Consider the following 22,768-nt stretch of genomic DNA (forward strand, 5'->3'; position numbering starts at 1 on the left):
GGTCACCTCCATTTTTTAATAATAGGGTGCCCTTCTGACTGCCCAATATGACTCAATATGATAAAATTCGACAAAAAAACCAGACAGTTTCACCTGTCTGGTTTTCATTCACTTAGTTCTGTTGAAATGTTTTCTTGACGAAATCAACCACTTCTTCTGTTGTGCTAAGTGATAAAATATGCTCTTTAAATGATGCAGCTTCTTCCTTAGATAGCTTGCTTAGCTGTGTTCTAGCTGGAAGAATGGATGTTGCACTCATTGAGAATTCATCTAATCCTAATCCAAGTAGAAGCGGGATTGCGATTTCATCTCCTGCCATCTCACCGCACATGCCGACCCATTTACCCTCTTTATGCGCTGCTTCAATCACAAGCGTAATGAGACGTAAAATCGCTGGGTTGTAAGGCTGGTAAAGATAAGACACTCGTTCGTTCATTCGATCAGCAGCCATTGTGTATTGAATCAGATCATTCGTTCCAATACTGAAGAAATCTACTTCTTTTGCAAATTGGTCTGCGATGACAGCCGTTGATGGAATTTCTACCATCATTCCGATTTCAATGGAATCAGAAACGTCTGTACCAGCGGCAACCAATGCTTCTTTTTCTTCAAGTAAAATGGCTTTTGCTTCTCTAAATTCTGATAATGTCGCGATCATAGGGAACATGATTTTCAAGTTTCCATATGTACTTGCACGAAGTAAGGCGCGTAGTTGAGTTCTGAAAATCTCCTGCTCTTCCAGGCAAAGGCGAATAGCTCTATAGCCAAGGAACGGGTTCATTTCTTTTGGAAGCTGCAAGTAAGGAAGTTCTTTATCGCCACCAATATCTAGTGTGCGAACAACCACTGCTTTCCCTTCCATCTTCTCTAAAACGGTTTTATACGCATCGAACTGCTCTTCTTCTGTAGGAAGCTGGTCTCTGCCCATGTATAAAAATTCAGTACGGTACAATCCGACTGCTTCGCCGCCATTTTCAAGTACACCTTTTACATCTTCAGGTGTTCCGATATTTGCAGCTAGCTCTACGTGAACGCCGTCTTTTGTAACCGTTGGCTGGTCAACAAGTTTCGCCCATTCCGCTTTTTGAGCTAAGTAGTCTTCATGCTTTTTTTGATACGCTTTCACTTCATCTTCAGAAGGCTGAATGATGACGTCTCCAGTAATACCATCCACAATGATCAGATCATCGTTTTTCACCGTTTTTGTTGCTTCTTTTGTCCCAACAACTGCTGGAATCTCCATAGATCTCGCCATGATCGCTGAGTGAGAAGTACGACCGCCGATATCTGTCGCAAAGCCTTTAACAAATTGTCTGTTCAGCTGAGCAGTATCAGAAGGTGTTAAATCTTCAGCTATGATGATGACTTCTTCAGAAATCATGCTTGGATTTGGAATGTCAACGCCTAGCAAATGTCCAATAACACGTTTTGTGACGTCGCGAATATCCGCTGCACGTTCCTTCATGTATTCGTTGTCCATTGCTTCGAACATTGTGACAAACATCGTCGCTGTTTCTTTTAAAGCAAATTCAGCATTTACTTTGTCAGCACTAATTTTATCCTTTACTGGGTTAAGCAGTTCAGGATCACTTAACACAAGAAGGTGGGCAGAAAAGATATCTGCTTTGTCTTGGCCAAGTTCTTTTAGCGCATGTTCTTTAATTGCTTCAAGTTCTTGTTTAGAAACATGAATTGCTTCTTCAAAACGCTTCACTTCTGTCTCTGGATCGTTGATGTCTTTTTGGTGAACTGTTAAATCTGGTTCTTCCAGACGATATGCTTTTGCAATTGCAACGCCTGCTGAAGCACCGATTCCTTTCAGTTGTTGCATTACTCGCCTAGGCCTTCACTTTTCATTGTGTCTTTAAGCGCAGCAAGTGCATCATTTTCATCAGAACCAGAAGCAGAGATTGTGATTGTAGCACCTTTCGCAATTCCTAGAGACATTACACCCATAATAGATTTCAGGTTCACTGTTTTACCATTATATTCTAAGTTGATATCAGCATCATATTTACTAGCAGTTTGTACAAGAACTGTTGCAGGACGTGCGTGAATTCCAGAATCTGCAGTTACTTTGAATGTTTGTTGAGCCATTTTTATCAATCTCCTTTTTATACAATTAATACATCCACAATATTATATCATACTGCCGAGCTTGTCATCTAACAAGAACGGCAGTTATGAAAATTATTTTGAAATTTTCATGATGTTTTCTTGTCCAGCTTTGATTTCACCGGATTCTTGAAGGTCAATAAATTGTCCTTCACTTAAGTTGGTAAATACAATTGGTGTCATCAAAGATGGTACTTCAGACTTAATTTTATCAATATCAACCTCTAAAAGTTTTTGACCGATTTCTACTTGATCTCCCTCTTGTACAAATGCTTCAAATCCTTCTCCTTTGAGGCCGACCGTATCAATTCCGAAGTGGATTAAAATTTCAAGTCCACCGTCAGATTGCAGGCCAATGGCGTGTTTCGTCGGGAACACATTTAAGATCTTCCCTCTTACCGGTGAAACAACCGTTCCATCTGTTGGCAAGATAGCGAAACCGTCACCCATCATTTTCCCTGAGAATACTTGATCTGGTACATCTGTAATTGGATGAAGCTCCCCTGTAATTGGTGAAGCAAAAATTTCTTCCCCTTGTTCATTTTGAAGCGGCTTTGCAATGACTTCTTCGACCTGCTGGCTGACTTCTTCTTTTGCAGAAGGGTCTTTCGCTGGACGAGGCGTGCGGCCTGCAATGATGTCTTGCATTTGTGTTTTTAAATTATCAGAACGCGGGCCGAAAATTGCCTGGATGTTGTTCCCTACTTCGAGAACACCAGAAGCGCCAAGCTTTTTCAAGCGGTCTTTGTCCACTTTCTTCTGATCATTGACAGTAACACGTAAACGCGTGATACAAGCATCAAGGTGCTTAATGTTTTCTTGATCACCCATTGCTTCAAGGATTTCATAAGGCAAGTCATTCCCTTTTTCAGACTTCGCCTCACTTGCTCCGTCTGCTGCTTCATCCTCGCGGCCTGGCGTTTTCAGATTAAATTTGCGAATGGCGAATCTAAATCCGAAGTAGTAAATGACAGCAAGTACGAGACCTACTGGAATGACAAGCCACCAAGCGGTTCTATTCGGCAGGATACCAAATAGGAAGAAGTCGATTAACCCTCCTGAGAAGGTCATCCCGATTTTCACGTTTAGAATATCCATTATCATAAAGGATAATCCAGCAAATACACAGTGAATCGCAAATAATATCGGTGCTACAAACAAGAATGAGAATTCAAGCGGTTCAGTGATCCCTGTTAGGAAAGAAGTAAGGGCTGCTGATCCCATAATTCCTGCTACAAGCTTTTTATTCTTTGGTTTTGCTTCATGGTAAATCGCAAGAGCTGCTGCTGGAAGACCGAACATCATGAACGGATATTTCCCTGTCATGAATGTACCAGCTGTCAGCTGAACACCATCTTTGATTTGCGCCATGAAAATACGCTGGTCACCACGGATAATATCTCCTGATAAGCTCTTATAGCTAAAAAATTCATACCAGAATGGTGCGTAGAATATGTGGTGCAGACCAAACGGAATTAATGAGCGTTCAATGACTCCGAATACAAAGGCAGCCAGCGGCTCATTTGCTGCAAGCAGTCCTGTTGAAAATGAGTTCAATGCACCTTGGATTGGCGGCCAAATGACTAGCATCAAAAGCCCTAAAATAAGTGCTGAAATAGAAGTGACGATTGGAACAAAACGCTTACCTGCAAAGAAGCCAAGGTATTGCGGAAGCTCAATCTTGTAAAATTTATTAAACATATAAGCGGCTAATACCCCGACGATAATCCCGCCAAAAACGCCGGTAGACAAGGTCGGTATACCGAGCATATTCACATATGCTGGATGGCTTTCCTTAAAGAACTTAGCCAATTTGATTGAATCGGATGGAATAGATCCGTTAGCCATTAATACGGCACTCATCGTTACGTTCATGACAAGGTAACCGATGATAGCGGCAATCCCTGCCACTCCGTCTCCATTTGCAAGACCGATGGCAACCCCTACAGCAAATAATAGCGGAAGATTCGAGAAGACGATGTTCCCCGCATTCTCCATGACACTTGCAACAAGCTGAATTGTATCATTGCTTAAAAATTGAGCTACATCAATCAGCTGCGGATTTTGCATCGCATTCCCAAGTGCTAGTAAAATACCGGCAGCAGGAAGGATCGCAACTGGAAGCATAAGAGCTCGTCCAATTTTTTGCAACACACCAAAAAGTGATTTAAACACTGGTTGAACCTCCTTTTGTTTTCGCTTACAACATACATTTGGGCTGCTCCCTGACGTACATTTCATAATTAACCGTTTACATTTCACTTTCAAATGCAAAAAAGGCATGGTGATATAAGGTTGCGCAAATAACAGGATCTTATCCTGTATTTACCTTAAGTCACTCATGCCTGATCGAATCAGTTACACGTTTCAAGGAAACTATGAAATTTTATTTGTCAATCTGTACAGATGAAGTGTCAAGTAGACAGCCTCAGCATCCTGTACAGGCTTTTTCAATGCATGCTGCAAAATTTTGATCATTTTCCAAGCAGTATTGTAGCATAAAGGATATTCATTTTTCAATAGATGAAGCAATTTTTCTGGCTCCTCTAAAGATTCTCCCCGTTTAATACGCTCAATTGAAAACGTAATATGGCGTAATAAGCGTAAATAATGAATACTTTCTCTGTCTACTTTCATATGAAATGAATCTTCTATAACTTGGACCATTTGTGTAATCAGTTGCGAATGACGGTTGACCTCAGATAAAGGCCTATTCGTCAAAGCTGAATGGATATGAAGCGCTATAAAGCCGATTTCTCCTTCTGGCAGCTTCGTTTTGACATCTGGCCGCTCGTTAATCAGTTCAACGACTTCCTTTGCGACCTCGTATTCTTTCGGGTATAGCGATTGCGTCTCAAGCATAAATGGGTTCGTGATATCATAGCCTTGCTGCACCCGCTTAAAACTAAACGCAATATGGTCGGTCAGTGCAACATGAATATGCTCATTCAAGCGTTGTCCCATTTTTTCTCGTATATGATAAATGACGTCATTGGCAAGCTCGATCATGTTCTCATCAATATGATGAAGCAGTTGTTTATATTCTGTTTGTTCTTTCGTGTTTTTTAACACAAACATTTTTTCAAACACGTCTTGATCGAGAACATCCCCCGATTTTTTACCGAAGCCAATCCCTTTCCCAATCAGAACTACTTCGCCCAAAGAAGGGTGCCTTGCGATGATGACATTATTATTTAACGCTTTATCAACGGTGAAGGATTCCATGAACATCCCCACCTCCTTCTTTTTCAATCCCTCTTATCGTACAAAACAGATGAAACGTGCGTCAACGATTGTTTTTCAAAACGGTAGTTGTTCGCTCAATCAGACGAAATGGCAGCATTCTTTTCTCTGATTTCTCTCCTTTTAATGCTCGGTCAAACAAGTCAAACGCTTCCTGCCCCATTTGTTTGAGGGGAATATGAATGCTGGAAATCCCTAGCGCCTCACTCAATTGGTTATTTTGAAAGCTGAGTATGGCTGGTGATTCTCCTACTTTTATGTCATGACGCTGCGCCTCTAATAAAAAGCCTGCAGAGACTTCGTCATTTGTAATGAATAAAGCTGTAGGACGATTTTTCATTTTCTGCCATTCTGCAAATAAGTGCTTCCCATCAAGCAGGGATAACTTCCCTTCGATGATCCATTCCTCATCAATGGCCTGCCCGAGGGATTGCATCATGTCTTGATAAGCTTGAAGGCGCGACTCGCTATTTGCTCCTTCTGTTCTCGCAAGAACGATCGCAATTCGTTGATGTCCGCATGCCGCCAAATGATGCAGGCCCTCCTTAAATGCTTGATCATGTGCAATCGACACGGTTGAGCATTGATCGTGCGGCGCAGGATGACAAAATATAATCGGTCCTGATTCCTGCCACTTTAAAATATGCCTATCACTTAACGCATTTGAACAAAATATTAAACCATCCACACGGCGCTCTTTTAAACTCATTAACGCTTCTTTTTCTTTTAATGGATCGTATCCTGTTTGAAATAAAGCAAAATGCATGCCGCGCGCCTGTGCTTTTTCTGCAATACCTGTGACGAGTGAGCTGAAATAAGAGTGTTCAATGTTTGGAAGGACGATGCCAAGCATATTCGAATAGCCCTTTGCTAAATGGACCGCCTGGATGTTTCTCGTATATTTGAGCTCTTTCATCGCTTGTAGAACACGTTCCCTTTTTTCTTCTTTAACATAAGGATGCTCATTCAACACACGTGATACGGTTGTCACAGATACGCCCGCTCTTTTCGCAATCTCCCTTATGTTTGCCATTTTTTCTCCTACTTTCTCTTGATATGGTAAGCGTTTCATACTTTAAGATGTATGTGAGCTAAACAAATCACTGGATGGAAAGGGGAATTCAAGATGGGTTTCATCATATGGATTATATTATGTATGACTGTTTTGTTTTCTGCTCGTTTTGCATTACATCCTTTAGGAAAAGAACATAAAATCAAACCGTTTCAATCAATTGATGATTTTTTTGTTGATAAGGATCGAGAAGAGTGATAAAAAATCACGATGACGCTTCCAAGACCTGGACGTTCATCGTGATTTTTTTCATTACTTAATGATTGTCAGCTCTTTCGGATAATTGGTTAAAGTGACTGGACCATCTGCCGTAATGAGAACATCATCTTCAATTCTTACGCCGCCGACTCCCGGGACATAAATTCCTGGTTCAATCGTATACACCATACCTTCTTGCAGAAGGTCGTCATTTGCCTGACTCATAGAAGGAAACTCATGAACAGAAACCCCTAACCCATGTCCGAGGCGATGCGGGAAATATTCACCATATCCCGCTTCTGTGATCAGCCCGCGGGCTTTTAAGTCAAGATCACCGATTCTAACGCCAGGCTTACTCATTTCAAGTGCTGCCATTTCTGCATTTAAGACGGTTTGATAAATGTCCTTTTGTTTTTCAGAAGCTTCCTGATAGATGAATGTTCTTGTGATGTCTGAGCAATATCCATCGACAATAACGCCAAGATCAAATAACACAAAATCGCCTTTTTTCAAGGCTGCCTGCCCAGGATTTCCATGAGGCTCGCCTGATTTTTCACCAAAGAGAACCATGGTTGAAAAGGACATGCCTTGAATGCCTTTTTTCTTTAGTTCATATTCAATGACAGCGAGAACTTCTGTTTCCGTGATTCCTTCTTTTAAGGCATTAACCCCAATTTTTACACCTTCATCTGCCAATTGAGCCGCTTTTTTGAGTGTAGCAATTTCAGATTCATCTTTAATCAGTCTGAGCTGATTGAGCTCATCTTCAGCCCGGACGAACATTTCTGCCCCCGTGACAGCTTGGAGCTGCTCTGCTCTTTGAAGCGGTATCGATTCTTTTTCAATCGCAAGACGCGAGGCATGAACACCTCGTTTTTCTATCGCTGATTGAATGAAATCAAATGGATTCTCATGATCTTCATATCCAATGATATCGCCGGACCATCCTGCATTTTTTGCCTGCTCGACTTCCATTTTAGGCAAAATAAAAAATGGTTCTGCCTCTTGAAACACAAACAGCCCCATCACTCTTTCATGCGGCTCTGTGAAGTATCCAGATAGATAAAACACATTTTCCTTTGTATGTATAAATGCACCTTGAATGTCTTCTTTCTTAAGCCAAGAAGACAAGCTCTTCATTCGGTTCATCATGATCCTCCTCACACGTTTTACTACTGGTCTATTGTATCAGTTTTTGCTGTATTTCGCACAAAAGCGCACTGGCATAGATCCAGTGCGCCTTGATGATTAATTAAGATGCACGAAGCAGACGCAGACCATTTAAAATGACCAAAATCGTACTTCCTTCATGCCCGATGACGCCAAAAGGCAAATCAAGCACTTGTAAGAAATTCGCACAAATTAACAGACAGATCACCGTTAATGAGAAAATAATGTTTTGCTTAATGATTCGATTCATTTTTCTTGAAAGACGGATCATCTTTGTTAGGTTATTTAAATTGTTCTTCATTAAGATGAGATCCGCAGTCTCTAAAGCAACGTCTGTGCCTCCGCCCATCGCAACCCCAACATCTGCTGTGGCGAGTGCTGGCGCATCATTGATTCCGTCTCCTACCATGATGATTGAATTACCTTGTTTTTTTAATTGATTGACCTCATGTACCTTTTCATCTGGAAGACATTCAGCCACGACAGTTTGGATGCCGGCTTCCTGCGCAATAGCTTCAGCCGTTTTTTGCTGATCTCCTGTCAGCATGACGGTTTGGATGCCTAAATCATTTAGTTCTTGAATCATTTTTTTAGCTTCAGGTCTGATTTGATCCTTAAGGCCAAGACAGCCAACAACTTCTTCACCCTTTTGAACGTAGACCACTGTGTATCCTTGCGCCGAAAGGTCATCACCTGTCTCTTCCATCTCGCGGTCGATTGACGCCTTACCAGCGAAGTCTTTCTTCCCAATCCGCCACGTTTCCCCATTTAATTGTGCTTTCACACCAAATCCAGAAGTTTCTTCTATAGTGACATGGACTGATCTTTCTGTTTGGTGCTCTTTTGCCATATCAGAAATTGCTTTCGCTAATGGATGGTTTGATTGACTCTCAATTTGATAGAGCGCCTGATAAAAAGCAGATTCATCCTGTCCTTTAGCGATGACGACTTGCTCTACGGCTGGCTTCCCGTTTGTAATCGTCCCCGTTTTATCAAAAGCAATCATGCTGCTTGTGCCTAGTTTTTCTAAAAAGACACTACCTTTGACAAGCATTCCATTTCTCGCGCCATTTGAGATCAATGACAGTGCTGCTGGCATTATGGATGCAACTAGAGCACAAGGTGAAGCAACGACCATAAACACCATTGCCCGGTAGAAGGTTTCACTCATGCTCCAGCCGAGTACAAAATGAGGCAGAACCATTAAAATTGCGACGGTGATCAGCACACCTTTTACATAGGCACCCTCAAATTTTTCAATAAATGCTTGGCTTGGCGAAACACTTTCTTGAGCGGATTCGACAAGTTTAATAATTTTATGGAAAAGCGTTTCTTCATTATGTTTAGTGACTTCCACTGTTAAGGAACCATTTAAGTTCACTGTTCCTGCAAATACGTCTTCCCCCTGCCCTTTTTCCTGTGGAACAGATTCGCCTGTAAGTGCAGATTCGTCCACACTTGTTCTCCCGCTTAAAATCACACCATCTGCTGCAATGCGTTCCCCAGCTTTGATCATAATACGGTCACCAGGTGTTAATGATGAAGCGGCGATTTGAATGGTCGTACCATCTTCTTCAATTAAAGTTGCTTCATCTGGTGCAATGCTCATTAAAGCTGTTAAATCTTTCTTGCTTTTATTTGACGTATACGTTTCTAGCGCACCACTCAGTGAGAAAATAAAAATTAAAATAGCGCCTTCTGCCCAATAGCCGATCAGAGCTGAGCCTATTGCTGCGAAAATCATTAAAAGTTCCACATTCAAGGTCTTAGACGAAATCGTTTCTTCAATTCCTTCTTTCGCCTTTGCAAAACCACCAATGACAAATGCCAGGATGAAAAGAGGAATGCTCCACATGCTCTCATCTTTTAGAAACCATCCAATTAAAATGAGAATCCCCGATATTCCTGCTGCAATTAATTCTCCGTGCTGTGCCCATTTATGTAAGGACCATTTCGATTCCTTTTGATTTGTCGTTTGGTAAAGTACTGTATTCTCATTCATGATTGTTTTCTCCTCTCTAATTGATAATCGTTTTCACATTATCAATCGTTGCCCGTTTCTTATTCCATCTATATTTTCTGCTGTTTCAAGCTTTTTATTGGTCTGTAACTCATTATAACAGGTTCTGAACAATTTTCAATTAATAATTATTATAATTTCTTTTTGATAATAATTATCATTATTGATATAGACCGTTCCTTCTTCTTCTGAGCACAGTGTATTCAGATGAAAAGCAAATGAACACAAAAAAGAACCAACAGAATTGGTTCTTTCACAGAAAGGATTGGTTCTACGAATTCGTCCACTCTTTAATTTGTTTTTTCGTCAGTGGACCTACATGATTTTTCACCACTTCTCCTTTTTCATTAATCAAAAAGGTCGTTGGAATGGTGATAATTTGATACTTCTTCATCATTTCTCCGTGTTCATCTAGTATGATCGGGAATGTAAACCTTCTGTCTTTCACAAATTGGGCAACAGCATGTTTACTTTGTTCAGCACCTAGTAAATTCACGGTCAATATGTCAACATCACTCTGATTTTCTTTCACAATCTGTTCAAATTCGGGCAGCTCCATTTTGCAGGACGGACACCATGTTGTCCAAAAATGCAAAATGGTCTTTTTCCCTTTTGCGGGAACCATCTGCATTTCACCAGTTAATGTCGGTGCCTCTATTCTTGGCGCCATCACAGGCTCTTTTGCTTCCGCTGCTGCGCTCATTAGAAATAGCAGCATGGTCATCATTAGAAGACTGGCGGGTAGATGTTTACGATTCATCAGGATCTTCCTTCCCAGTTTTCTTATAGCTTGCCCTCTCGATGGCGATGACATTCAAGCTTTTTTCAATGTAAGAAACATTGAAACGCCGAGCTCCTTACAAATCGTCGCATAATGCAGGGCAGTCAAAAGCAGCATGCCTGTGTTCATCCCTAAAATGACCCCCATCATATTCAAGCTTTCCATTGAACCGAGGAAATACACCATAGAAAAAGAAACGACATGCACCCATATATTATGTAGGAACACATCTTTGATGAGCCCCATACCGATTAAACACGCTTGAAACGGCATCACAAACAGGTGGCATAAAAAGTATGGCCAAAGCAGCTGTAAATAGACAGCAGCTTGCGGTGAATCAAAAAAAAGCTGTGTGAGCGGGTAAGCAAAATAATACATGACCATCACTGCCGGCACCCCGTATCCAAACGTTATGAGAATCGCCTGTCTGACCCGTTTTTTCACAAGATCATACTGACCTAAAGCATAGGCTTCAGAGACACTCGGAATCATCACAATCATGATCGAATGAGCGACAAACGCTGGGAAAAAACCGATCGACATCGCGACACCAGCCAGCATGCCGTAATGATCAACAGCAAGTGTTCCAGAGATGCCTGCTGCAACGAGCGCTCCTTTGATTAAAAATGGTTCAACCGCATTAGCGATCGCATGAAAGATGCGCATGCCCGTTGTCGGTATAGAAACGGCTAATAGGCGCTTTCGCACATCAATCCCTCTTAATTCAACAGACCTGACATTCACAGCATTTTTCGCCATGACGTATTGGGAGTATAAATAAATAAAGACGACAAGATCACTCGCAACAATGACACCGATGGCGATGAGTACTGCTGTTTCAATATCAAACGAATACCAATGAAAAAACAAAAATAAGCAGATCAGCTGGATTGTTTTCTTCATCATATTGGCTAGAGCGATTCTGCCCATTTGCTGCTTTCCCATAAAGTAGCCGCGGGCAATGGAGGTAAACGCAATAATCGGGATAAGTGACAGCACTAGGCTCTTCATAAGCGGATGATACGACTGAAACACTGGAATGAAAGGCAGTACAATGGCTGCTATACCTGTTGTTGTACTTGTCACCACAAGCGTCATTTTAAAGGCATGACGAAGCATACTTTTGTGGAGACGCTCATGTGATTCTGCAATGAATTTAGAAATGGAGACTGGCAGCTCTAAGCTAGCGATCACAAGGACAAGCATGATGATTGGAAGGATACTCATATATAAACCCATTCCATGTTCTCCAAGCTCTCTCGCTAAAATCATATTGACTAAAAACTCGATACACTCCGCAATAAAAGCTGCGACAGATAGCAGAATGACCCCTTTTACAAATCGATTCATGTAGCCTCCCCTTGTCTAAAGCAAATTCTTTTCACATTCTATGAGACAAGTCCAAAAAATATTTTAATAATTGAAGACAAAAAAGAGCAATCTCATTGATCGCTCTTTTTCTTTATACGGCAAATACGTGACGTCCGATGCGTTCTACAATTTTGCGGGAACGAATCCAATGATCTGTTGCCGTTTTTGGGTTATAAAAATAGATAGCCTTTGTTGTTCTGTCATGCTCTTTTACTACCTGCTTCACAGCTTTAATGGAATCTTGATCTGCCTTATCATGAATACTTCCATTCGATACTGGCTGGAAAGCATTTCGCTGATAGATCACACCTTTCACGCTGTCAGGAAAAGAACGATGCTCCACCCTGTTTAAGACAACGCTTGCCACCGCTTTTTTCCCTTCGTAAGATTCACCTTTCGCTTCAGCGTGAACCAATCGAGAAAGCAAGTCCATTTCTTCATTAGAATACTGTTTACCGCTTGCCTTATTCGTCGTTTCAGATTTTACTTTTTTCTTTTGCTTCGGTTTTGAAGACTTTTCTTCTGTTGACGTACTTAGCATTTTCACTTTTGGCTGACGCTTCTCTTCAGAAAATGCTGGGATGACTTGATCGTGACGTTGATCTATATATGAAAGCTGATGTTTAACAGGTGCTTGTGAAAGTTCGTGACTTAATGTGCCTTGCTGCTCTTGTATATTGTCCATCTTCATTGCTGCAACGAGCATAAGGATGACAAAAAGAGCTGTATGAATTTTAATCATTCGCCTTTTTCCTCCTTTAATTAAAGTAGGCTGTAAGATACTTGTCCACTCTAACAAGACCTCATTCTATTTTCACGCACAAAGATTTACATGCCTGTCCAAATTCCGTCATTAAATGGCATGTCCTAGTTTTGCGCACATAAAATGGAATTGTTAGCGCTTAAAAAGGTCCCTTTTTCACCTATCATCATCCTTATGCTCCTGTTTATGGGTTATTACATTTTCTTTTCATATGTATCAAAGTGGTTTGAAGTGTGACAAAAGAACGAAAATAAAAAAGCTTTCTCTCATCAATGAGAAAAAGCTTTAGCTTCTTGCTTCTGTAAGATATTCAAAAATAACATCTCCACCATGTTTGGCGATTCCGCGAAAATGTTTAAAATCATCTTGATTCACCAATACAGAACGAAACGTTAAAAAGTCATCTTTTTGGATAGTCACCTGTTTTTCCGTCCCATTCCGTAAAGATTCGATGATTGTGAGGATTTGTTCTTCAGTCAAAAAAACCGCTCCTTTTCAGCCATGATCAAATATTAAATATACCATTCGTTAGAAGAGCATACAACGAAAACAAAACAAAAACGTCTTTATCCTTTACATTGGTATGAAAATATTGCAAAATACTTTTTAATAGGGAATGAAATCTGTTTTTAAAGGAGAGGGATCGGTTGAAGATTGCAAAAATTGGAAATGTGATCGAATTTAGAAATGGTTTAACAGGTGTAGTTGAAAAAGTGAATGAAAACTCTGTCATTGTGGATGTCACCATTATGGACAACTATAGAGATTTAGAACTGGATTCACTAACAGTCGTTAATCATAAAAACTATAAAATCATCAAAGACTCCGTACATTAATTTGCAATCCTCAATACAGACGATCGGTACATACGTATATATAAAGCAAAGCTAATCACGATTCGACAAATGGTGATTGCTATTTCAGTACCCTTCTAAAAAAATGATAAGATTCAGTATTAGCTCTAGACAGGAGAAACTAATATGCAAAATTCCAATGATATCATTGTACGTTTTGGAAAAATGGAAGATGCTGAAATGACTTTAGAAATACAGAAATCAGTTATTGCTGAATCAGATTATCTTCTTACATCACCTGAAGAAAACAAAAAAACCCTCTTAGAACACAGGAAATGGATACAGAAAAGAATTGAAAATGAAAACGAGACGTACATAGTTGCTCAAACTGATGAGAAAGTCATTGGATGGATAGCCTTTGAACATTCATCAAATAGAAAAAGAACTTCTCATACGGGATCATTCGGGCTGATGGTGCATAAGAGCTATAGAGGTTTAGGCGTAGGGGGAAAGTTACTAACAGCTTTATTACATTGGGCAGAAAAGAATCCTTCAATTGAAAAGGTTAGTTTAGCCGTTTTCTCTACAAATCAAAAGGCCATTTCTTTGTACAAGAAGATGGGGTTTATAGAAGAAGGACGTAAAATAAAAGAATTTAAGATAAATGATCATGAATACTGTGATGATGTTTTAATGTATAAGCTGGTTTAATGCTGTGAAAACGAATTGCAGAAATAAGGACATAATATCAATTGAGTCATCAATTTGTTATGTCCTTTTCTTTATCTCGCCATACATCATATCAGTAAGCATTAGTCTTTTTGCGTATGAAAGGTTTGCATTTCCGCCTTCGTCTTGTACATCTCGACTTCCTCAGGGGTGATCACTCCTTTATCAATCAAGAGGGCAATCACTCCAAGCAATGTGGAGGCACTCCATTTATACCGTTCTTTGTTTTGATGTTCAAGCATTTGAAGCTCTTCTCTAAGCTCCATTAGCAGCTGCTCTGCCCGCTCTTCTTTGTTTGCCAAATCAAACGCCTCCATTTATCATTCAATACCCCTATTTTATCTTAAATCAAATGAGATAAGCAAAAAAAGCATGATTCGCCTTTACAAACATACGTTCTGCCATGTATAATATATTTACGAGCTGGTAGCCCCCAGCCGTCCTAGCAAGTTCTATTCCCATTCGTATGAGAAGAGTGACATGACTCTTCTCTTTTTTTATGATTGAATCGCTACAATCCCATAAAAAAAAGACATGCATCTGGCATGTCTTTTCCTATTTATTAGCGATTATCAATCGTTTCTGGATACATATCATGGTTCATCATACGATACGATGCCATTTCTTCATACTTTGTCCCAGGTTTCCCATAGTTCGTATACGGATCAATTGAAATACCGCCTCTTGGCGTAAATTTGCCCCAAACTTCAATATATCTTGGGTCCATCAATTCGATTAAGTCGTTCATAATAATGTTCATACAATCCTCATGGAAGTCACCGTGGTTACGGAAGCTGAACAAATATAATTTTAGGGATTTACTTTCGACCATGATTTCATTTGGGATGTAGCTGATATAAACTGTTGCAAAATCCGGTTGTCCTGTTTGCGGACATAGTGATGTAAATTCTGGGCAGTTGAATTTTACAAAGTAATCTCTATTTGTATGTTTATTTGGGAACGTTTCAAGCACTTGTGGTGCGTAATCAAACAAATAATTGGTTCCTTGGTTTCCTAGTAACGTGACACCTTCTAATTCTTCCGGTTTTCTTGTCGTCATGACATCTCTTCCTTTCTATACGCCTCGTTTATTTCCCCACAATAACGTGTGCAGCTGTGGCAGCACTCTTACGCGGTTTAAGTCTGGATCTTGTGCGACTTGATCTACAAGCGCTTCATATTTCTTTAATAAATGCGTCAATAAGTACGCATCATCACCTGTCGTCGTGTCGTCATTTCCTACCTGCAAATAAAAAGGAAGCTCAGGGTATTTCGCATGAACATCCTTCGCATAGGCTAGATCACGATCATCAAAGATCACGACCTTCAGGCTTGCATGCTGCAATCTATTTCCGTTTTTCAGCTCATCTATGATACGTGTTAGTTTCGTAAAATCTGTTTTCATATTCGAGCTTGGCGGCTTAGGGGAAATGGTTAAATCATCAATTTTCAAAAACCATTCCTGATACATCGTCCCTTGTGTTTCAAGCGCTGTATCAATCCCCTCTTCATGCAGTAAATCAATGAGGGATTCCATTTGTTTTAAAAGCGCCGGGTTTCCTCCTGAAATGGTGACATGAGAAAAAGCCTGTCCGCCTATTCTTTTTAATTCTTTGACAATGTCTTCTGCCTCAAGCCACCGAATATCATGCTTCGCTGAGCCGTCCCATGTAAAGGAGGAATCACACCAGCTGCAAGAGTAGTCACAGCCAGCCGTTCTGACAAACATCGTTTTTTGTCCAATCACCATTCCTTCTCCTTGAATGGTTGGACCAAAGATTTCTAATACAGGAATCGCTTTAGCCATTGATCTCAACTCGTTTCGGACGGTAAATGCAGTAGCTTGTTGGTGTTTCTCTGACAAAGACTTGAACACATGTTGGCTTGTTCGCTAAAGTCGATAAATACGCTGCGACTTTGTCATATACGGTCTTTGCCACCACCTCAGTGGTTGGCATCGCGTATCGATCGTTTGATGAGAATTCCTCGTGATCATTGAGCAGCGTGTGATCGTACTGCCCATGAATGAGCTTCTTCAATGTACTAAAATTGACAAGGAAACCCGATTCATCTAGGTCGTCGCCCGCAATTGTGATGTTGATGGTGTACGTATGACCATGAACACGGCTGCATGCGCCCGCATCTTCTCGTGGGATGAAATGGGCAGCCGATACATGCATGTCTTTATTCAATTCAAATGAAAATGGATGATCGGTTTGTGGATAGATTTGAGAAAGCATTTATTTTGCCTCCTTCATTTCCATATAAGTGTCATAGCCGTTTTTCCGCAGCTTACACGCAGGACATTCTCCGCAGCCATCAGAGATGATGCCGTTATAGCAAGTGAGCGTTTCATTTTTCACAAATTCCAGTGCATTGAGCTCATCTGCCAGCTTCCATGTTTCTGCTTTATTCAGCCACATCAGTGGTGTATGAATCACAAATGGTTTTTCCATTGCTAAATTCACTGTGACGTTGCATGATTTCACAAACTCGTCACGGCAATCTGGATAGCCGCTAAAGTCTGTCTCACAAACACCAGTGATGATATGTCTTGCTCCAATTTGATACGCCAGAATAGAGGCAAAGGATAAGAACACTAAGTTTCTTCCTGGCACAAATGTAGAAGGAAGCTCTCCTTCTTTTTCCTCAATGTCAATGTCATCTCTTGTTAAAGCATTAGGTGCCAACTGATTTAAAAGTGACATATCTAATAAATGATTCTTCACACCTAACTTGTCAGCGATTCTTTTGGCGACATCAATTTCTTCTTGATGACGTTGATTATAATGAAAGGTCACTGTTTCTACCTCTTCAAATTGTTGAAGTGCCCATAATAAACATGTCGTACTGTCCTGTCCCCCGCTAAAGACAACGACTGCTTTTTCATTTTTCATTTTCTGTTCTCCTCCTTTTGCAGATGCGTACAACCGTACAACACTGCATCTGAAAGGCTCCTGAAAACCCCTATTTTTCTCAAAAGAAAAGACACCTTTACATGTGTATGAGGTGTCCCAGCCATAAAAAATAAAAAATGCCACATCCAAGGATACGGCAAGTCCTTAGTTTTTTATAGAGGGTTTTGCTAGAACCTCTCCCGTCTTCACGGATTTTTGTTCAATTTTCACAGAGGATAGTGTACCACATATTTTTCATGCAGGCTATCCTTTCTTTACTTACCTAGCGGTGCAGGCACTTTTTTTAGACAAAGAAAGAGGATAAAAAAGATGCTGACATAGCCAAAAACCGGGTAAACCGTTGATATCAGTGTACCGTAACCAATTTTACTAATCACATAGCAGCATATGAGAATAAGGGATATCGTAAAGATGCTGTTCATTCGGATATATGCCCTTACTTGTCTCTCCAGCCCGTATAAATTGCCTATGACGGATGTAAAAACTTCACCGAAGATGACAAATAAATAAATGAGATGAATGGAGTTTGCGACTTGATACACCACCTGGGCCATTGGAATATCAAACGCCTCCAGCATATTTAATGAAGAAAGAGATAAAAAGCAAGCAAGCAAAATGAGTGTCAGCATGACGCCCCCAAGCACCGCTCCCTTTTTAATGACTGCTTCAGAGGTCATTTCATTTGCAACGGGTACTAACACTGCCTGTGACAGTGCTAAATTAAAGGCACCATAGGACACTGCTGAGAGTATCCACTCGCCCTCACCCATTTGCAGCGCAAGAACATAACTTTCACTGCTGCTAAAAACAAATGAATCAAGAAACACAATCAATGAAAAGAAAATCAGCATTGGAACGACAAGGACGTTAACACCAAATAGCCCTTTTGAACCTTTAAAGAGTACAATGACGCTCAGAATGATCGTCAAAAAGATCCCATACTCCTTCGAAATGCCAAGCTGTTCTTCAAAAATAGCCCCTGCGCCTGAAATCATGACTGAGGTAACACCGAGTAAAATAAAAAACATCACAATATTAATATATCGACTCGCAGCTGCGCCAAATAAAAACCGGTTCATATCTTGATAAGATTCTGCTTTGATTCGTTTCGAAATCAGCATCATTTTTGCACCAAGGCCAGTAAAAATAACACCGCTAATCAGGATTCCTAATAGTCCAACCCAGCCAAAACGAACAAAAAATTCTACGATTTCTTTTCCTGTCGCAAACCCAGCTCCAACCACTGTTCCTACATATACAAAGGCAAGCTGAAAAGCGGATTCATTTGAACGTTTCATGTGACCCCTCCGCACCCATCACTTTCGATTGTCTCTTTTTTATCCTATGAGACAAGTTCCTTGAAAAGAAGGACAAACCATGATTAAATGCAAAAAAGGATTTTTATCCGTCTTTGAGCAAAACAGTTGAAAGTCAAAATAGGTCAGAGTATACTATAGTCAAAGATGGTCAAACAACAGACCATTTTCTTTAACATTCATTGGTCAAATAAAGTCAAACTTTATTTTAAGGAGGTCATGGCAAATGCGTTGTCAACATTGTCAAGTAAATGAAGCAACTATTCGCCTGAATATGCAAGTAAATTCGTCCCGGAGCCAAATGGTTTTATGTGAAGACTGCTATACCTCTTTGATGGAGCAGTCAAAAATGAAAATGGGACCTCAGCTTTTTGGAGGAAGTTCATTCTTCTCTCAACAGGCAGGTCATGCCCCAAACATGGAGCAGCCAAAACAAAAAGGCTTACTCGATGAGCTTGGCCGTAACTTAACAGATGGAGCAAATGCTGGCTTAATTGATCCAGTCATTGGCCGTGATGAAGAAGTCGCAAGAGTCATTGAGATTTTAAATAGAAGAAATAAAAATAACCCTGTTCTTATTGGTGAACCAGGTGTTGGGAAAACAGCGATCGCAGAAGGACTCGCACTGAAAATTGCGAGCGGCGATGTACCAAATAAATTAAAGAACAAACAAATCTATTTATTAGATGTTTCTTCACTTGTCGCAAACACAGGTGTACGCGGTCAATTTGAGGAAAGAATGAAGCAGTTAATTAAAGAACTTCAGAGCCGTAAAAATATCATCTTATTTGTAGATGAAATCCACCTTCTTGTGGGCGCAGGATCTGCAGAAGGATCAATGGATGCTGGAAACATTTTAAAACCAGCCCTTGCAAGAGGCGAACTGCAGCTAGTAGGTGCGACGACATTAAAAGAATATCGCCAAATTGAAAAAGATGCTGCACTCGAACGACGCTTCCAGCCCGTTATCGTGGATGAGCCAACACCAGATGAAGCGATCGACATCTTAAAAGGCATTCAAGATAAGTACGAGGCCTATCATGGTGTCACCTATTCAGATGAAGCCATCAAAGCGTGCGTTCAATTATCTTCCCGGTATATTCAAGACCGTCATTTGCCGGATAAAGCCATTGATCTAATGGATGAAGCTGGTTCAAAAGCGAACCTCTCCATTGATGCTGCAAGTGAAGATGAACTGACAAACCGACTTGCGCAAATTGCCGCAGAAAAACAGGCTGCGCTAAAAGAAGAACAATATGAAAAAGCAGCGAAGCTTCGCGACGAAGAAGAAGCGATAGAAGCAAGACTTCAAAACAAAACAACTGACAAAGAGCATATTGTCACAGCAGAGGACATTCAGGCCATTGTGGAACAAAAAACAGGCATTCCTGTCGGCAAACTGCAAGCAGACGAACAAACCAAAATGAAAGAAATTGATGTCCGTCTAAAAGCACGAGTAATTGGGCAGGAGCATGCGGTTGATAAAGTGGCGAAAGCCGTGAAAAGAAGCAGAGCTGGATTAAAATCGAAACATAGACCGACAGGCTCCTTCCTTTTCGTAGGACCAACAGGTGTCGGGAAAACCGAATTGTCTAAAACGCTGGCTGAAGAATTATTCGGTTCAAGAGATGCGATCATTCGTTTAGATATGAGTGAGTATATGGAAAAACACTCTGTGTCCAAACTCATCGGTTCTCCTCCTGGTTATGTTGGACATGATGAAGCTGGCCAGCTGACTGAAAAAGTGCGCAGAAAACCTTACAGCATCATTTTGCTGGATGAAATCGAAAAAGCACACCCAGATGTACAGCACATGTTCCTTCAAATCATGGAAGATGGCCGTTTAACAGACAGCCAAGGTAGAACGGTCAGCTTTAAAGATACAGTCATCATCATGACAAGTAACGCAGGCAGCGCAGATAAAACGGTCAAGGTCGGCTTCCAGTCTGATCAGGACGAAGCGATTGAGGAACAATCACTCATTGATTCGCTCAGCAGCTATTTCAAACCAGAATTTTTGAACCGTTTTGACAGCATCATTCAATTTGATTCACTAGACAGAGAGGACTTAGTGAAGATTGTTGATCTTCTGCTCAATGAACTGTCAGAGCAATTAAAAGAACAAAATTTAACAGTCCATGTCACAAATGAAGCGAAAGAAAAAATCGCAGAGCTTGGATATCACCCTGCATTTGGTGCTCGTCCACTTCGAAGAACCATCCAAGAGCACGTTGAAGATCAAATGACAGAGATCCTGCTTGAAGAGGAGCAGCTTTCTGGATTTACTGTGGATGTTGAACATGACGAAATCGTCGTAAAAAAAGGATAACTACATCTTCAGGATGATATGCACCTCCATCATGTTGCGGCGGCTAAGTTCCATCTGAACGCTGACGCTCCCCCGCCTCTTTTCCTTTACGATAAAAGAAAAAGAGGTGGATCACATGATGAATTGGAGCTACGATCTTGTCAAAATCATGTATGAAGAAAAACTAAAAGAGCTGCTTCATTTAGATGAACCAGCACAAAATGATTAGATGGAGACTCCCTTTATATGAGAGGGAGTTTCTTCTTTTTACATATACAGAAAGCGCTTTCGTCAAAAATTCTTCACAGAAACTGTCTTAATTTTATATTCTGACTAAAACCCTTCTAGAACACACCGATATTAACTATAGAAAAAGATAGTTAAAGGATTTGGTGAGATAATGGACAAAACATCGTTAATTGGTATTATTTTAGCATTTATTGCACTAGGTGTCGGTATGGTTTTGAAAGGTGTGAGTCTAACTGCTCTTCTCAACCCGGCGGCTATATTAATCATCATTGTTGGGACGGTTGCAGCTGTTGTCATCGCATTCCCTTCTAGTGAAATTAAGAAAACACCAAAATTGTTCGGCAAAATTTTCAAAGACAGCCAGCTTCCAACGATTCAAGAAATGATCCCTCTATTTTCAAACTGGGCACAAATTGCGCGTCGTGAAGGCCTTTTGGCATTAGAAGCAAGTCTTGAGGAAGTCGATGATGATTTTCTAAAGAACGGGTTAAGCATGGCAGTTGACGGCCAAAGTGCTGAATTTATTCGAGACGTTTTAACAGAAGAAGTTGATGCCATGTCTGAACGACATCAGTCAGGCGCATTAATCTTTACACAAGCTGGTACATACGCTCCGACACTAGGGGTACTTGGCGCCGTTGTCGGACTTATTGCAGCACTTGCCAACATGGGAGATATTGAAGCACTTGGACATGCAATCAGTGCTGCCTTCGTCGCCACACTGCTTGGGATTTTTACCGGGTATGTATTATGGCACCCATTTGCCAACAAATTGAAGCGTAAATCAAAGGAAGAAGTAAAGCTTCGTCTAATTATGATCGAAGGCATTCTTTCTGTTCTTGAAGGTCAATCTCCAAAAGTCATTGAACAAAAACTTCTTATGTACTTACCAGCAAAAGAACGTGCAAATCTTGTCATTGAAGAAGGAGAAAATCAAAATGGCTAGGAAACGTAAAAACCATGATCATGAAGACCATGTAGATGAATCTTGGCTTATCCCTTATGCCGATCTTCTGACACTTCTTCTCGCCCTCTTCATTGTGCTTTTTGCATCTAGTTCGATTGATGCGGCAAAATATGAACAGATGGCTAAGTCTTTTAATGTTGTTTTTACTGGCGGTACTGGTGTCATGGATCAATCCAGCATGCAAAGCACGGAAGAAACTGAACATAGCAACCAAGTCAAGAAAGCAGCCGAGGAAGAGAAAGATGAAGAAGCCAAAGCAAAGGCTCGAGACCAAGCGGTTCTCACAAAGGTCAAACAGCAGGTCGATTCATTCATTGCAAATAAAAAACTTGGTTCCAAGCTCGAAACAAAGCTTACGGATGAAGGACTTCTCATTACGATTGAGGATAGTATCTTCTTTGATTCCGGGCGGGCAGTTATTCGATCTCAGGATGTCCCGTTAGCAAAAGAAATCTCAAAGCTGCTCGTCATTAATCCCGCTCGTGACATCGTCATTAGCGGACATACAGATAATGTACCGATCAGAAATTCAGAATTTGAATCAAACTGGTATTTAAGCGCCATTCGTGCTGTGAACTTTTTAAATATTCTTCTTGAAAACAGCAACCTAGATCAAGAGAACTTTAGTACAAAAGGATACGGCGAATTCAAACCGATTGCCTCAAACGATACAGCAGAAGGCAGAAGTAAAAACCGGCGTGTAGAAGTACTCATTTTACCGATTGAGAAAAAAGCGAAATAAAAAAGGAAGCCA

Annotated in this window: 23 protein-coding genes and 1 riboswitch; of the genes, 6 read left to right on the forward strand and 17 right to left on the reverse strand. The window is 40.7% G+C overall.

Annotated elements, in window-relative coordinates; all coding sequences use genetic code 11:
- Positions 1–112: 112 nt before the first annotated feature.
- From ptsP to AC20OE_RS10080, 5 genes are all read right to left on the reverse strand, one after another.
- Entirely contained in the window at positions 113–1,831 is a 1,719-nt protein-coding gene (gene ptsP / locus AC20OE_RS10060) for a phosphoenolpyruvate--protein phosphotransferase (protein WP_039178109.1), read from the reverse strand.
- Positions 1,831–2,097, reverse strand: a complete 267-nt coding sequence (locus tag AC20OE_RS10065) for a phosphocarrier protein HPr (protein ID WP_003211078.1) — start codon at positions 2,095–2,097, stop codon at positions 1,831–1,833. The genes ptsP and AC20OE_RS10065 overlap by 1 nt, the downstream gene beginning before the upstream one ends.
- Before the next feature lie 93 nt (positions 2,098–2,190).
- Positions 2,191–4,290: a glucose-specific PTS transporter subunit IIBC gene (gene ptsG / locus AC20OE_RS10070; protein WP_039178107.1), complete on the reverse strand. Its 2,100-nt coding sequence runs from the start codon at positions 4,288–4,290 to the stop codon at positions 2,191–2,193.
- A gap of 201 nt (positions 4,291–4,491) precedes the next feature.
- On the reverse strand, positions 4,492–5,346 hold the full coding sequence (glcT, locus tag AC20OE_RS10075; protein ID WP_039178106.1) for a glucose PTS transporter transcription antiterminator GlcT: 855 nt from the start codon (positions 5,344–5,346) through the stop codon (positions 4,492–4,494).
- Between the two features lie 55 nt (positions 5,347–5,401).
- Positions 5,402–6,391 carry a LacI family DNA-binding transcriptional regulator gene (locus AC20OE_RS10080; protein WP_487268827.1) on the reverse strand — a complete coding sequence of 330 codons (990 nt, stop codon included), beginning with the start codon at positions 6,389–6,391 and terminating at the stop codon, positions 5,402–5,404.
- A 93-nt stretch (positions 6,392–6,484) separates the two neighbouring features.
- On the opposite strand from AC20OE_RS10080, the gene AC20OE_RS10085 reads away from it, so the two are divergent.
- Positions 6,485–6,628, forward strand: a complete 144-nt coding sequence (locus AC20OE_RS10085) for a hypothetical protein (protein WP_162842493.1) — start codon at positions 6,485–6,487, stop codon at positions 6,626–6,628.
- A gap of 54 nt (positions 6,629–6,682) precedes the next feature.
- Here the strand turns inward: AC20OE_RS10085 and AC20OE_RS10090 are convergent, their stop codons facing one another.
- The 6 genes from AC20OE_RS10090 to AC20OE_RS10115 all read right to left on the reverse strand — a co-directional run bounded on the left by AC20OE_RS10090 (position 6,683) and on the right by AC20OE_RS10115 (position 13,213).
- Complete coding sequence (locus AC20OE_RS10090; RefSeq protein WP_487268828.1) at positions 6,683–7,777, reverse strand: M24 family metallopeptidase; 1,095 nt, start codon at positions 7,775–7,777, stop codon at positions 6,683–6,685.
- 103 nt (positions 7,778–7,880) lie between these two features.
- The gene (locus AC20OE_RS10095) at positions 7,881–9,800 is read right to left on the reverse strand and encodes a heavy metal translocating P-type ATPase (RefSeq protein ID WP_099663209.1); all 1,920 of its coding nucleotides are present in this window, start codon (positions 9,798–9,800) and stop codon (positions 7,881–7,883) included.
- A 289-nt stretch (positions 9,801–10,089) separates the two neighbouring features.
- The gene (gene stoA / locus AC20OE_RS10100; RefSeq protein WP_039178098.1) at positions 10,090–10,578 is read right to left on the reverse strand and encodes an endospore biogenesis thiol-disulfide oxidoreductase StoA; all 489 of its coding nucleotides are present in this window, start codon (positions 10,576–10,578) and stop codon (positions 10,090–10,092) included.
- A 54-nt stretch (positions 10,579–10,632) separates the two neighbouring features.
- Positions 10,633–11,949: a polysaccharide biosynthesis protein gene (locus AC20OE_RS10105; RefSeq protein ID WP_487268829.1), complete on the reverse strand. Its 1,317-nt coding sequence runs from the start codon at positions 11,947–11,949 to the stop codon at positions 10,633–10,635.
- Positions 11,950–12,061: 112 nt separating this feature from the next.
- On the reverse strand, positions 12,062–12,712 hold the full coding sequence (locus AC20OE_RS10110) for a cell wall hydrolase (protein WP_059376935.1): 651 nt from the start codon (positions 12,710–12,712) through the stop codon (positions 12,062–12,064).
- A gap of 306 nt (positions 12,713–13,018) precedes the next feature.
- Positions 13,019–13,213 (reverse strand): hypothetical protein, encoded by a 195-nt coding sequence (locus AC20OE_RS10115; RefSeq protein WP_039178090.1) that lies wholly within the window; start codon positions 13,211–13,213, stop codon positions 13,019–13,021.
- 167 nt (positions 13,214–13,380) lie between these two features.
- Here AC20OE_RS10115 and AC20OE_RS10120 point away from each other — a divergent pair, with 167 nt between their 5' ends.
- Together AC20OE_RS10120 and AC20OE_RS10125 are read left to right on the forward strand one after the other, a co-directional pair.
- Positions 13,381–13,569 (forward strand): YkvS family protein, encoded by a 189-nt coding sequence (locus tag AC20OE_RS10120; protein WP_003211747.1) that lies wholly within the window; start codon positions 13,381–13,383, stop codon positions 13,567–13,569.
- Between the two features lie 144 nt (positions 13,570–13,713).
- Positions 13,714–14,238: an N-acetyltransferase family protein gene (locus AC20OE_RS10125; RefSeq protein WP_487268830.1), complete on the forward strand. Its 525-nt coding sequence runs from the start codon at positions 13,714–13,716 to the stop codon at positions 14,236–14,238.
- 101 nt (positions 14,239–14,339) lie between these two features.
- Here AC20OE_RS10125 and AC20OE_RS10130 read toward each other — a convergent pair whose 3' ends face one another.
- From AC20OE_RS10130 to AC20OE_RS10155, 6 genes are all read right to left on the reverse strand, one after another.
- Positions 14,340–14,558, reverse strand: coding sequence for a hypothetical protein (locus tag AC20OE_RS10130; protein WP_039178087.1), 219 nt, complete (start codon positions 14,556–14,558; stop codon positions 14,340–14,342).
- 260 nt (positions 14,559–14,818) lie between these two features.
- Entirely contained in the window at positions 14,819–15,316 is a 498-nt protein-coding gene (gene queF / locus AC20OE_RS10135) for a preQ(1) synthase (RefSeq protein ID WP_003211403.1), read from the reverse strand.
- A gap of 15 nt (positions 15,317–15,331) precedes the next feature.
- A complete protein-coding gene (gene queE, locus AC20OE_RS10140) occupies positions 15,332–16,063 on the reverse strand; it encodes a 7-carboxy-7-deazaguanine synthase QueE (protein ID WP_059376931.1) in 732 nt (243 codons plus the stop codon).
- Positions 16,056–16,496 carry a 6-carboxytetrahydropterin synthase QueD gene (gene queD / locus AC20OE_RS10145; RefSeq protein WP_047202222.1) on the reverse strand — a complete coding sequence of 147 codons (441 nt, stop codon included), beginning with the start codon at positions 16,494–16,496 and terminating at the stop codon, positions 16,056–16,058. Before queD ends, queE begins: the two co-directional genes overlap by 8 nt.
- The gene (gene queC / locus AC20OE_RS10150) at positions 16,497–17,153 is read right to left on the reverse strand and encodes a 7-cyano-7-deazaguanine synthase QueC (protein WP_059376926.1); all 657 of its coding nucleotides are present in this window, start codon (positions 17,151–17,153) and stop codon (positions 16,497–16,499) included.
- A 159-nt stretch (positions 17,154–17,312) separates the two neighbouring features.
- Positions 17,313–17,357: riboswitch (PreQ1 riboswitch) on the reverse strand.
- Positions 17,358–17,428: 71 nt separating this feature from the next.
- Positions 17,429–18,472: a YkvI family membrane protein gene (locus tag AC20OE_RS10155; protein ID WP_059376923.1), complete on the reverse strand. Its 1,044-nt coding sequence runs from the start codon at positions 18,470–18,472 to the stop codon at positions 17,429–17,431.
- A gap of 244 nt (positions 18,473–18,716) precedes the next feature.
- Between AC20OE_RS10155 and AC20OE_RS10160 the strand changes: the two genes are divergently transcribed.
- The 3 genes from AC20OE_RS10160 to motB all read left to right on the forward strand — a co-directional run bounded on the left by AC20OE_RS10160 (position 18,717) and on the right by motB (position 22,756).
- Entirely contained in the window at positions 18,717–20,819 is a 2,103-nt protein-coding gene (locus AC20OE_RS10160) for an ATP-dependent Clp protease ATP-binding subunit (RefSeq protein WP_059376921.1), read from the forward strand.
- A 379-nt stretch (positions 20,820–21,198) separates the two neighbouring features.
- On the forward strand, positions 21,199–21,993 hold the full coding sequence (gene motA, locus AC20OE_RS10165; RefSeq protein ID WP_024424680.1) for a flagellar motor stator protein MotA: 795 nt from the start codon (positions 21,199–21,201) through the stop codon (positions 21,991–21,993).
- The gene (gene motB, locus AC20OE_RS10170; protein WP_039178076.1) at positions 21,986–22,756 is read left to right on the forward strand and encodes a flagellar motor protein MotB; all 771 of its coding nucleotides are present in this window, start codon (positions 21,986–21,988) and stop codon (positions 22,754–22,756) included. The genes motA and motB overlap by 8 nt, the downstream gene beginning before the upstream one ends.
- Positions 22,757–22,768: the final 12 nt, after the last annotated feature.

This window comes from Bacillus sp. SRI_025 (assembly GCF_057592095.1).

Excerpts from the sequence above, each read along its gene's own strand:
- ptsP (WP_039178109.1), bottom strand. The coding sequence starts at position 1,831 with ATGCAACAACTGAAAGGAATCGGTGCTTCAGCAGGCGTTGCAATTGCA.
- AC20OE_RS10065 (WP_003211078.1), bottom strand. The coding sequence starts at position 2,097 with ATGGCTCAACAAACATTCAAAGTAACTGCAGATTCTGGAATTCACGCA.
- glcT (WP_039178106.1), bottom strand. The coding sequence starts at position 5,346 with ATGTTCATGGAATCCTTCACCGTTGATAAAGCGTTAAATAATAATGTC.
- AC20OE_RS10080 (WP_487268827.1), bottom strand. The coding sequence starts at position 6,391 with ATGGCAAACATAAGGGAGATTGCGAAAAGAGCGGGCGTATCTGTGACA.
- AC20OE_RS10085 (WP_162842493.1), top strand. The coding sequence starts at position 6,485 with ATGGGTTTCATCATATGGATTATATTATGTATGACTGTTTTGTTTTCT.
- AC20OE_RS10090 (WP_487268828.1), bottom strand. The coding sequence starts at position 7,777 with ATGAACCGAATGAAGAGCTTGTCTTCTTGGCTTAAGAAAGAAGACATT.
- AC20OE_RS10095 (WP_099663209.1), bottom strand. The coding sequence starts at position 9,800 with ATGAATGAGAATACAGTACTTTACCAAACGACAAATCAAAAGGAATCG.
- stoA (WP_039178098.1), bottom strand. The coding sequence starts at position 10,578 with ATGAATCGTAAACATCTACCCGCCAGTCTTCTAATGATGACCATGCTG.
- AC20OE_RS10105 (WP_487268829.1), bottom strand. The coding sequence starts at position 11,949 with ATGAATCGATTTGTAAAAGGGGTCATTCTGCTATCTGTCGCAGCTTTT.
- AC20OE_RS10110 (WP_059376935.1), bottom strand. The coding sequence starts at position 12,712 with ATGATTAAAATTCATACAGCTCTTTTTGTCATCCTTATGCTCGTTGCA.
- AC20OE_RS10125 (WP_487268830.1), top strand. The coding sequence starts at position 13,714 with ATGCAAAATTCCAATGATATCATTGTACGTTTTGGAAAAATGGAAGAT.
- queF (WP_003211403.1), bottom strand. The coding sequence starts at position 15,316 with ATGACGACAAGAAAACCGGAAGAATTAGAAGGTGTCACGTTACTAGGA.
- queE (WP_059376931.1), bottom strand. The coding sequence starts at position 16,063 with ATGGCTAAAGCGATTCCTGTATTAGAAATCTTTGGTCCAACCATTCAA.
- queD (WP_047202222.1), bottom strand. The coding sequence starts at position 16,496 with ATGCTTTCTCAAATCTATCCACAAACCGATCATCCATTTTCATTTGAA.
- queC (WP_059376926.1), bottom strand. The coding sequence starts at position 17,153 with ATGAAAAATGAAAAAGCAGTCGTTGTCTTTAGCGGGGGACAGGACAGT.
- AC20OE_RS10155 (WP_059376923.1), bottom strand. The coding sequence starts at position 18,472 with ATGAAACGTTCAAATGAATCCGCTTTTCAGCTTGCCTTTGTATATGTA.
- AC20OE_RS10160 (WP_059376921.1), top strand. The coding sequence starts at position 18,717 with ATGCGTTGTCAACATTGTCAAGTAAATGAAGCAACTATTCGCCTGAAT.
- motA (WP_024424680.1), top strand. The coding sequence starts at position 21,199 with ATGGACAAAACATCGTTAATTGGTATTATTTTAGCATTTATTGCACTA.
- motB (WP_039178076.1), top strand. The coding sequence starts at position 21,986 with ATGGCTAGGAAACGTAAAAACCATGATCATGAAGACCATGTAGATGAA.